Raw genomic sequence first — 10,735 nt, 5'->3', positions numbered from 1 at the left:
TGTCGAGCCCGATCAGGGTCTGCGTCCAGCTGCCGTCGGCCATCAGCCACAGCACCCACAACACCAGCAGCTGGCAGAAGATGTGCGAGACGCGGCGCGCGGCGGGGCCGAAGCGTTCCACCAGCATCGTCACGCCGATGTGCTGGTGATCGCGCAACGCCAGCACCGAGCCCAGGAAGATCAGCCAGACGAAGGCCAGGCGCGAGACCTCGTCGGAGGCGTTGATGCCGGAGTTGAACAGGTAGCGCATGGCGACGTTGCCGAACAGCAGCACCACCATGACCACCAGACAGGCCACCATCAGCCAGGTCTGCAACCGGGCGCACCAGTCGGCCGCGCGCGCCAGCGCGCCGCCGCCAGGCCGCCCCTTGGGGGATCCTTGCATGCTTGTCTCCTCTTTTCCGTTTTCCGGAATTCTTATGGATATCGCGAGGGCAATGTTAGCGCTAACATTTTTGGTTTGGCAAGCCCTGATCTTTAGGTCAGACTACGTGCTCGCCAACCGCCCAGTCAGCTCGATGTCCATCCGCAAGCCCCGCAGCACCCGCGCCGGACGGGTGACCATGCAAGAGGTCGCCGACCGCGCCGGGGTCAGCGCGATCACGGTGTCGCGCGCCCTGCGCACGCCCGACAAGGTGGCCGAGGCGGTGCGCCTGCGCATCGCCGAGGTCTGCCGCGAACTGGGCTACGTGCCCAACCACGCCGCCAGCGCGCTGGCGTCGGCGCGGTCGCAGACCATCGTGGTGCTGATCCCGTCGCTGAGCAACGTGGTGTTCGTGGACATCATCACCGGCATCAAGGACGTGCTGGACGAGCAGGGCTATCACCTGCTGATCGGCGTCACGGGGTATTCGCCCGATGCCGAGGAGGCGCTGCTGCGCAAGTACCTGCAGCACCTGCCCGATGGCCTGATCCTGACCGGCATCGACCACAATCCCGGCGTCTGGGCGCTGTTGCGGGCGCAGGCCATGCCCACGGTCCACACCATCGAGACGCTGCCGGACAGCGAGGGCATGAGCGTCGGCTTCTCGCAGTTCGATTCCGGCTACGCCGCCGGCCGCCACCTGGTGGAGCGGGGCTATCGGCGCATCGGCATCGTCGGCGCCCAGCTCGACCCGCGCTCGCTGCGCCGTTGCGAAGGGTGCCGGCAGGCGTTGCGCGACGCCGGCCTGCATGATCCCGCGCTGGAGATCATGACGCCTGAGAAATCCTCGATCGCATTGGGGGCGACGTTGCTGGAAACGCTGCTGGCGCAGCATCCCGATTGCGACGCGGTGTTCTTCTGCAATGACGACCTGGCGCAAGGCGCGGTGTTCCAGTGCGGGCGGCTGGGCGTCAGCGTGCCCGGCCGGATGGCGCTGGTGGGCTTTCATGACTTCGCGGGAACGGCCTGGACCACGCCGCCGCTGTCGACCATCTCTACGCCGCGCTACGAGATTGGCCGGGAAGCGGCGCAACTGCTGATGCGGCACCTGGCCGGGCAGCCCATCGCGCAGCGCCACGTGGACCTGGGTTTCACGCTGGTGCAGCGCGAAACCTCCTGAGGCCGCTCCTAGCCGGCGCGGCGCAGCGCCAGGAAGACGCCGGATGCCATGATCATGGCGATGCCGGTCAGCGCCAGCCCGTCGGGCGGACGCTGGAACCAGAAGGTGCTGAAAGCCACGGCCAGCAGCAGCTGGAAGTAGTTCAGCGGCGCCAGCGTGGCCGCCGCGACGCGCTGGAAGGCGGCGATCAGCAGGATCTGCGCCAGCCCGCTGCAGGCGCCCAGGCCCACGATCAAGGCCATGTCCGTCAGGTCCGGCCAGGGATCCGGCAGGAAGAACGGCGCGGGCAGCGCGGTGACGATCAGGCAGATGAAGGCGGTGTAGGCGTATTGCACCGGGCCGGCCACCTTGCCCGACAGCTTGCGGGTCAGCACCTGGAAGATGGCGTAGCTGACCGCCGAGACCGCCATCAGCAGGGTGCCCAGCGCCGGCAGGTCGGCGCCGGGCCGCACGATCAGCAGCATGCCGGCAAAGCCGGCCGCCACCGCCGTCCATTGCACCGGCCGCACCCGTTCGCCGAGCAGCCAGGGCGACAGCGCCACCATGATGAGCGGCGAGGTGAAGTAGATGGCCGTGGCTTCGGACAGCGGCATCCAGATCAGCGCCGTCATGAAGCAGGTCCCAACGGTGGCCAGCATCAGGCCGCGCAGGATCAGCAGGGGTTTTTGCGGCGCGCCGCGCAGGTCCGGCCAGCCGTGGCGCCACAGCAGTCCCAGCGCCAGCGTCGCCACCGCGATGTAGCGCATGATGTTCAGGAACGGCGCCGGATAGCGCATCAGCATCTGCTTGGAACCGGCGTCGAAGGTGGCGAAGGCCACCAGCGCCGCGAAGAACAGCAGGATGCCGGCCTGGCGCGAGCCGGTGGCCGGGATGGCGCCGGGCGCCGTGGCGGAGGAGGTGGCCATGGCGTGGCTCAGGCGCGGGCCAGGCCCTGCAGGAACGCGTCCAGCGCCGGGCCGATGGCCTGCACCATGTAGCCGCCTTCCTGCACCACCACCGTGGGCAGGCCCAGGCTGGCCACGCGCGCGCCGATGTCGCGGTAGGCGTCGATGTCCAGTTTCAGCACGCTGATGGGATCGTCCTTGTAGGTGTCGAAGCCCAGCGCCAGCACCAGCGCTTGCGGCCCGTAGCCGGCCAGCGCCGCCAGCGCGCTGTCCAGCGCCCGCAGGAATGGGTCGTTGCCGGCGCCATGCGGCAGCGGCAGGTTGAGATTGCGGCCCTCGCCGGCGCCGTGGCCGCGCTCGTGCGCGTAGCCGGTGTAGAACGGGTAGTAGCCGGTGGGGTCGGCGTGCAGCGATACCGTCATCACGTCGGCGCGCTGGTAGAAGATGTTCTGGGTGCCGTCGCCGTGATGCGCGTCCACGTCCAGCACCGCCATCTTGGACCAGGTCTGCAGCAGCCGGGCGGCGGCGGCCGCGCTGCTGTTCAGATAGCAGAAGCCGCCGGCGCGGTCGCGGTGGGCGTGGTGGCCCGAGGGCCGGCACAGCGCATAGGCCGCGCCGCCGTTGGCGGCCACGTGTTCGGCCGCGGCCACCGCGCTGTGGGTCGAGCGCAGCGCCGAGCGCCAGGTATGCGAGCCGATGGGGCAGGACAGGTCGCTCAGGTAGTAGCCGGTCTGCGCCACGATCGACGGCGACGGGCAGGGGCCGCGCCCGGCCGCTTCGACGCGGCCGCTGTAGTAGGGCGACAGGTTCGGCAGCACTTCGGGGCCGGGATCCACGCCCGGCGCCTTGAGCGCCTGCCAGCGGGCGAATGCGGTTTCCAGGTAGTCCAGGTAGTCCGCGCTGTGGATGGCTTCCAGCGGCTGGCGGCCGTAGTCGGGCGGCGCCTCGACCGCGATGCCGCGGGCGGCCAGCGCCCCTTGCAGGCTGTGGGCGCGAGAGGGCAGGTCGGTGGGGGCGCTGATGCGGCCCAGCCGCATGAACTGCTGGGGGGTGTGCAGCAGTTGTTCTTCCGAGAAAAACGCCTTCATGGTGTTCCTTTGCGCGTCAGTGCGAGCAGCCGGCGGCCGGGGCCTGCCCCGGCTGCTTGATCTCGATCTCGACGAACACGAATTCGGTGTCGCCCGGGTTGATGACGTTGTGCTCCACGCCCACCGGCCGGTAGTAGGACACGCCGGTGGTGAGCTGGCTGGTGACCTGGCCGTTGGGCGTGTCCAGCAGCAGCGGGCCGGTGGTCTGCGGCACCACCACGTAGTTCATGCCGTGGCGGTGCCAGCCGGTTTCCCCGCCGGGCGGAAAGCGCCATTCGGTGACGGTGACCTGGTCGTTGTCGATCTGGACGGTGGGCACGGCGGGGGGGCGTTGCATGCAAGTCTCCTGGTTGTGATGGCCGCTTCAGGCCGCGGCCTGCGCCTGGGTCGGATCCCAGTGCTGGCCGGGCACGGCGGCGATGAGTTGTTGCGTGTAGGCGTGCTGCGGGTTGTCGAAAATCTGGCTGGGCGATCCGTATTCCACCACTTTGCCCCGGTGCATGACCAGCACCGAATTGCAGATCTGCGCGGCCACGCGCAGGTCGTGGGTGATGAACACCAGCGCGATCTTCAGGCGCTGCTGCAGGTCGTGCAGCAGTTGCAGCACCTGGGCCTGTACCGACACGTCCAGCGCCGACACCGATTCGTCGGCCACCAGCACCTTGGGTTCCAGCGCCAGGGCGCGGGCGATGCCGATGCGCTGGCGCTGGCCGCCCGAGAACTGGTTGGGGTAGCGGTCGAAGGCCGACGGGTCCAGGCCCACCAGCGACAGCAGCTCGCGCACGCGGGCCTCGGCCTGGGCGCGCGGCACGCCGTTGGCGACCGGGCCGTCGCTGATGATGCGGCCCACGGTATGGCGCGGGTTGAGCGAGGCGAAGGGATCCTGGAAGATCATCTGGATGTCCTTGCGCAGCGGCCGGAAGCGCGACTCCGGCATGGCGGCGATGTCCTGGCCATTGAAGATCAGCTGGCCGCCGTTGATGCCGACCAGCTTGAGCAGGCACTTGCCGATGGTCGACTTGCCTGAGCCGGACTCGCCGACGATGCCCAGCGTCTCGCCGCGGCGCACGCTGAAGCTGACGCCATCGACCGCGTGCACTTCGCGCTTGCCGCCCAGCCAGCCGTGGCCGATGACGTAGGTCTTCTTCAGGTCCTTCACCTCCAGCACCGGCCGTTCCTGCTCGGCGGCGGCGCGCTCCTGCCCGCGGCGGTGCGGCACCGCCGCGATCAGGCGCTGGGTGTAGGGATGGCGCGGGCGGTTCAGCACTTCCTCGGCGGGGCCCTGCTCGACCAGCACGCCTTTTTCCATCACCGCCACCCGGTGCGCGATCTCGGCGACCACGCCGAAGTCATGGGTGACGAACATCACGCCCATGCCCTTTTCCTTCTGGATGCGGGCGATCAGCGCCAGGATCTGCGCCTGGGTGGTGACGTCGAGCGCGGTGGTCGGCTCGTCGGCGATCAGCAGCGCCGGTTCCAGCGCCAGCGCCATCGCGATCATGACGCGCTGGCGCTGGCCGCCCGACAGGCGGAACGGATAGACGTGGTAGAGCGTGGCCGGGTCCGGCAGGCCGACGAAGGCCAGCAGTTCCAGCGTGCGCCGCATGCGTTCCGGACCGGGGTAGGCGTTGTGGACGCGCATGACCTCGTTGATCTGCTCGCCCACCGTCATCAGCGGGTTCAGGGCCGACAGCGGCTCCTGGAAGATCATGGCCATGTCCTTGCCGCGCATGCCTTGCAGCGTGGCCTCGTCCTGTTGCAACAGGTCGGCGCCGCGGAACAGGATGCGGCCCTGCTGCGGCGTCAGGTAGTCGGGCAGCAGGCCCATGATGGCGTTGGCGCTCATGGACTTGCCCGAGCCGGATTCGCCGACGATGCAGAGGATCTCGCCGGCGTTGATGTCGTATGAGACGTCCTGCACCGCGAACGGGCGGTCGCCGCCGCGGGGCAGGGCGATGCTGAGGTTCTGGATGGAAAGCAGGGGCGCGGATGCGTTCATGCCGGTCTCCTATTCGCCGCGCTTGCGCAGTTGCGGGTTGAGGGCGTCGTTCAGGCCTTCGCCGATCAGATTGATGGCCAGCACGGTCAGCAGGATCGCCACGCCCGGCCACACACTCATCCACCAGGCTTCGCGGATCATGGTGCGCGCGGCGCCGATCATGAAGCCCCAGCTCATCTCGTTGCGGTCGCCCAGCCCCAGAAAGGACAGCGACGATTCGGTCAGGATGGCGGTGGCCACCATGAACGAGGCCGAGACGATGATGGGCGACATGGCGTTCGGCAGGATCTGCGTGCCGACGATGCGCGCCGGCGTCTGGCCGATGACGATGGCCGCCTGCACGAACTCGCGCTGCTTGAGCGTCATGAATTCAGAGCGCACCAGGCGCGCCGCGGGCGGCCAGGACACCACCGCGATCGCGCCCATGATGGAATACATCGAGGGGCTCAGGATGGCCACCAGCACCACCGCCATCGCCAGTTGCGGAATGGTCTGGAAGAACTCGGTGAAGCGCATCAGCAGGTCATCGACGCGGCCGCCGCAGTAGCCGGCGACGGCGCCGACGACGATGCCGAACACCAGCGCCACCGCGGTCGACAGCAGGCCCACCATCAGCGAGACGCGCGCGCCCCACACCAGGCCGGCGGTGATGTCGCGGCCCAGCATGTCGGTGCCGAAGGGGTAGGCGGCGTCGGTGAAGGGCGGGATCAGCGGATCGGCCACCATCATCCAGGGCGAATCCTGGTACAGCAGCGGCGCGGCCAGCGCCACGATGACCACGGCCAGCACGATGGCCAGTCCGGCCACCGCGCCGTAGTTGCGCATATAGCGTCGGGCGAATTGCTTCATGCCGCGGCTCCTTGCTGCGCGCCCGCGCCGATGCGCGGATCGATCAGGCGGTACAGCACGTCGGTCAACAGATTGAACACCACCACCATGATCGAGGTCACCAGGAAAATGCCCAGCAGCAGCTGGTAGTCGCGCTGCAGCAGCGCATCGAACATCAGCCGGCCGATGCCCGGCCAGGCGAACACGGTTTCGGTCAGCACCGCGCCGCCGGCCATCTGGCCCAGCTGGATGCCGGCGAAGGTGATCACCGGCAGCAGCGCGTTGCGCAGCACGTGGGCGCGGATCACGCGGCTGGGGCTGACGCCCTTGGCGCGCGCGGTCTTGACGAAGTCCATGCCGATCACTTCCAGCATCGAGGCGCGCGTCAGGCGCACGTACACCGCCATGAAGAAGCAGCCCAGCGTCACCGTCGGCAGGATCAGGTGCTGCGCGATGTCGGCGGCGCGCGCCCAGCCCGTCAGGCCGGCGCCCACGGTTTCCATGCCGAACGCCGGCAGCCAGCCCAGCACCACCGAGAACAGCAGGATGCCCATCAACGACAGCCAGAACAGCGGCGTGGCGTACAGCAACAGGGCGCCGGTCATGACCGAGCTGTCGATCCAGCGGCGCTTGTTGCGGTAGCGCGCCTTGGCCGCGACCACGCCCAGCAGCACGCCCAGCACGATCGAGAAGACGAAGGCGCAGGACATCAGCAGGAAGGTGGCGGGCAGGCGTTCGACGATCAGGTCCAGCACCGGCACGTGGTTGCGGTAGGAAAAGCCCAGGTCCAGCTGGACCACGCCCTTCAGGTACAGGAACAGCTGCGTCAGCACCGGCTTGTCCAGCCCGAACGCGACGCGCAGTTGCTCGACGTAGGCGGCATCGCCCGCGCCGGCCTGCCCCGCCAGCACGGCGGCGGGGTCGCCGGGCGCCAGGCGGATCAGGAAGAAATTGATGATGACCACGCCCAGCACGACCACCAGGGCCTTGCCGATGCGCGAAACCAGGAAAGACAGGAATTTCATGCTCTGGGTCCTCCGTGGACGGGCGCGGACGTCCGTCGCGCGGCCGGGCGCCGCGGGCGGGCCGGATGGCGCGCCCGCGGCTTGCGGCGTTTACTTCTCGATGTAGACGTCGTCGAACGACTCGTTCAGGCCGATGGCCGTCTTGACGAGGTTCTTGACGTTGGCGCGATACAGCGTGGGGAACTCCATGTCCACCAGGAAGCCGTTGGCGACTTCATTGACCAGCGTGGTCTGCAGCTGCGTGTAGAGCGCCTGGCGCTTGGCCGGGTCGACCTCGGACGCGGCGGCTTCCCACTGCTTGTCGGTCTCGGGGTTGCTGTAGCCCTGCACGTTGGCGAACGGCGACCCCTTGACGATGTTCGACGAGATGTACAGGCGCTGCACGCCCAGCGCCGGATCGCCGTACTGGTAGGTGAAGTTGGTGGTCAGGTCGAAGTCCCAGTTGCCGGTGCGGCTGGCCCAGCCGCCGGCGTCGGTCGATTCCAGGTTGACCTTGAAGCCCAGCTGTTCGAGCGCCTGCTTGGTGTATTCGCCCAGGCGGTCCCAGGTCGAGCCGTAGGGGAAGCTCAACTGGCGGATGGTGTAGTCGCCGGGCTTGATGCCCGATTCCTTGATCAGCTCGCGCGCCTTCTTCATGTCGAATGGCATCGGCGGCATGTTCTTGTCATAGAACATCTCGGTCGTGACGAAGGGGCTGGTCGAGACCTTGCCCAGGCCGAAGAAGATGTTGTTGACCACCATGTTGCGGTTGATCGCGGCCATCACCGCCTGGCGCACCTTCAGGTTGTCGAAGGGCGGCTTGCGCATGTTGAAGATCAGGTAGGCCTGGGGCGAGAACATCTCCCAGCCGGCGGTGGTGTATTCCACCTTGGGCAGGGCGCGCAGGCGCTTGATGTCGACGTTGTCGACGTCGCCGCCGCGCAGCACGTCGACGCTGCCGCGCTCGAACGCCACCGCGCGCGAGGCCGCGTCCGGAATCACGTTGAACACCAGCTCGTCCAGGTAGGGCTTGCCCGGTTTCCAGTAGTCGGGGTTGCGCACCAGCTTGATGTACTCGCCGCGCTTCCATTCCTTGAACATGAACGGGCCGGTGCCGATCGGCTTCTGGTTGGCCGGGTTGGCCATGTAGTCGGTGCCGGCATAGATGTGCTTGGGCATGATCGGCGCGAAGCCCGGCTCGAACATCAGCATGAAGGCCGGGAACGGCGACTTCAGCTTGATGACCACGGTCTTCGGATCCGGCGCCTGCACCGAGTCGACGAACTTGTTCAGGATCACGCGGGCCCGCGCATGGGTCTTGGGCAGCATGTCCGCCAGCGTGAAGACCACGTCGTCGGCGGTGAACGGCTTGCCGTCGTGCCACTTGACGTTGTCCTGCAGGTGGAAGGTGTAGGTCAGGCCGTCGGCCGCCGCTTCCCACGACTTGGCCAGGCCGGGCTGCGGCTTGAGGTCGGTGGTGTAGGTCAGCAGGCTTTCATAGATCTTGCCGGCGACGAATTGCGTCGGCCCCTGCTGGTTGATGGCCGTGACGATCACGGGCGGCTCGGGCTGGACGATCATGTTGAGCGTGCCGCCCTTGGTCTGGGCCAGGGCCTGCGTGGCGGGCAAGGCGGCCGCCAGGACCAGGGCGCCGATGCTGAGGGAGAACCAAGTCTTCGATTTCACTGCGAGCCTCCGGGCTGGAAGAGGGTTGTCAGGTGGCCGCGCGTCACGCGGCGTGTGCCGGCTATGACAAGCAAACCTCGTGCCACCTGTTTCTCGGGGAACTGCGGGGTGGAGCTGCTACAACAATGCTTCGTATGGGTGCAGGCCGCGCGCCGCGCACCAATGCGGCGATAGGTGAGGTGCACGGCGCGGCCCTACAGGGTGATGTCGATCCAGGTGGTTTTCAGGTCGCTGTACTTGTCCAGCGCGTGCAGCGACTTGTCGCGGCCGAAGCCCGATTGCTTGACGCCGCCGAACGGCACGGTGATGTCGCCGTCGGCATAGCAATTGACCCAGACCAGGCCGGCGCGCAGGCGGCGCGACAGGCGGTGCGCGCGGCCCAGGTTGGCGGTCCACAGGCCGGCGCCCAGGCCGTACGAGGAATCGTTGGCCAATGCGATGGCTTCGTCTTCCGTATGGAAGCGCTGCGCCGCCAGCACCGGGCCGAAGATCTCTTCGCGGATCAGCGCGCTGGACGCATCGGCGCAATCGAAGATGGTGGGCTCGATGTAGAAGCCGCCGCTGTCGGTGCGCACCTGCCGTCCGCCGATGCGCAGCGTCGCGCCCTCGGCCTGGCCGGCCGCGATGCGCGCCATGACCGAGCGCGTCTGGCGCTCGTCGACCATGGCGCCCAGCGCCGTGGCCGGATCCAGCGGATTGCCCGGCCGCATCTCGGCGGCATGGCGGGCCACTTTTTCCAGAAAGGTGTCGTAGATGGCGTCGTGCACGTACAGGCGCGAGCCGGCGATGCAGACCTCGCCCTGGTTCGAGAAGATCGCCAGCGCGGCGATCAGCGCGGCGCGGTCCAGGTCGGGGCAGTCCTCGAACACGATGTGCGGCGACTTGCCGCCGCATTCCAGCCACACGCGCTTGAGGTTCGATTCGCCCGAATAGCTCATGAAGCGCTTGCCGGTGGCGGTGGAGCCGGTGAAGGCCACGCAGTCCACGTCCGGATGCAGGCCCAGCGCGCTGCCCGCGATGGGGCCGGTGCCGGGCACCACGTTGAAGACGCCCGCCGGGATGCCGGCCTGCTCGGCCAGCGCCGCCAGCCGCAATGCGCTCAACGACGACTGTTCGGCCGGCTTGAGGATTACGCTGTTGCCGGCGGCCAGCGCCGGCGCGACTTTCCACGCCGCCATCAGCAGCGGGTAGTTCCACGGCACCACGGCGGCCACCACGCCGAGCGGCTCGCGCGTGACCGTGGCCAGGGCATTGCCTCCCGTCGGCGCGATCTCGTCGTAGCGCTTGTCGATGGCCTCGCCGTACCAGGCATAGCAGTGCGCGGTCTCGGGCAGGTCGAAGGCCAGCGCGTCGCGGATCGGCTTGCCCATGTCCAGGGTCTCGATCAGCGCCAGCTCCTCGCTGTGCTCGGTGATGAGCTGCGCCAGCCGCACCAGGCGCGCCTTGCGTTCGCGCGGCGCCAGGCCGGACCAGACGCCGGCCTCGAAGGCGCGGCGGGCGGCCGCCACGGCGCGATCGACGTCGGCCTGGCCGCAGGCGGCCACATCGGCCAGCTTGCGGCCGTCGATCGGGCTGGTGGCCGCGAAGGTGGCGCCGTCGGCGGCGTCGGCGTAGGCGCCGTCGATATAGGCCTGGCCGCGCAACGTCAGCATTTCGGCGCGGGCTTGCCAGTAGTCGAGAGTATGCAGGGTCATGACGATGT

10 protein-coding genes are annotated in these 10,735 nt (G+C 68.3%); 1 reads left to right on the top strand and 9 read right to left on the bottom strand.

Features of this window, described 5'->3' with window-relative positions:
- Positions 1-385: TRAP transporter small permease (locus AOZ53_RS06500; protein WP_054487307.1), on the bottom strand; the 385-nt coding region annotated here is incomplete at its 3' end.
- Positions 386-518: 133 nt separating this feature from the next.
- On the opposite strand from AOZ53_RS06500, the gene AOZ53_RS06495 reads away from it, so the two are divergent.
- Positions 519-1,544 carry an HTH-type transcriptional regulator GntR gene (locus AOZ53_RS06495; RefSeq protein WP_054432374.1) on the top strand — a complete coding sequence of 342 codons (1,026 nt, stop codon included), beginning with the start codon at positions 519-521 and terminating at the stop codon, positions 1,542-1,544.
- Between the two features lie 8 nt (positions 1,545-1,552).
- Here AOZ53_RS06495 and AOZ53_RS06490 read toward each other — a convergent pair whose 3' ends face one another.
- From AOZ53_RS06490 to AOZ53_RS06455, 8 genes are all read right to left on the bottom strand, one after another.
- On the bottom strand, positions 1,553-2,449 hold the full coding sequence (locus tag AOZ53_RS06490) for a DMT family transporter (protein WP_054487304.1): 897 nt from the start codon (positions 2,447-2,449) through the stop codon (positions 1,553-1,555).
- Between the two features lie 8 nt (positions 2,450-2,457).
- Positions 2,458-3,516: a histone deacetylase family protein gene (locus tag AOZ53_RS06485; RefSeq protein WP_054487302.1), complete on the bottom strand. Its 1,059-nt coding sequence runs from the start codon at positions 3,514-3,516 to the stop codon at positions 2,458-2,460.
- 16 nt (positions 3,517-3,532) lie between these two features.
- On the bottom strand, positions 3,533-3,853 hold the full coding sequence (locus AOZ53_RS06480; protein WP_006394039.1) for a cupin domain-containing protein: 321 nt from the start codon (positions 3,851-3,853) through the stop codon (positions 3,533-3,535).
- 27 nt (positions 3,854-3,880) lie between these two features.
- A complete protein-coding gene (locus AOZ53_RS06475; RefSeq protein WP_054432371.1) occupies positions 3,881-5,515 on the bottom strand; it encodes an ABC transporter ATP-binding protein in 1,635 nt (544 codons plus the stop codon).
- Positions 5,516-5,524: 9 nt separating this feature from the next.
- Positions 5,525-6,364, bottom strand: a complete 840-nt coding sequence (locus AOZ53_RS06470) for an ABC transporter permease (protein WP_054432370.1) — start codon at positions 6,362-6,364, stop codon at positions 5,525-5,527.
- Positions 6,361-7,368 carry an ABC transporter permease gene (locus AOZ53_RS06465; protein WP_025135337.1) on the bottom strand — a complete coding sequence of 336 codons (1,008 nt, stop codon included), beginning with the start codon at positions 7,366-7,368 and terminating at the stop codon, positions 6,361-6,363. The genes AOZ53_RS06470 and AOZ53_RS06465 overlap by 4 nt, the downstream gene beginning before the upstream one ends.
- Positions 7,369-7,458: 90 nt before the next feature.
- Positions 7,459-9,033, bottom strand: a complete 1,575-nt coding sequence (locus tag AOZ53_RS06460) for an ABC transporter substrate-binding protein (RefSeq protein WP_054432369.1) — start codon at positions 9,031-9,033, stop codon at positions 7,459-7,461.
- A gap of 194 nt (positions 9,034-9,227) precedes the next feature.
- Positions 9,228-10,727, bottom strand: a complete 1,500-nt coding sequence (locus tag AOZ53_RS06455; RefSeq protein ID WP_054432368.1) for an aldehyde dehydrogenase — start codon at positions 10,725-10,727, stop codon at positions 9,228-9,230.
- Between the last annotated feature and the right edge of the window lie 8 nt (positions 10,728-10,735).

Origin of the sequence: Achromobacter sp. 2789STDY5608621 (assembly GCF_001299375.1) — a bacterium.
Classification (GTDB): Bacteria; Pseudomonadota; Gammaproteobacteria; order Burkholderiales; family Burkholderiaceae_B; genus Achromobacter; species Achromobacter insuavis.
Note: the sequence above shows the minus strand (reverse complement) of the source record. Positions and strands in the feature narration are given on the sequence as shown.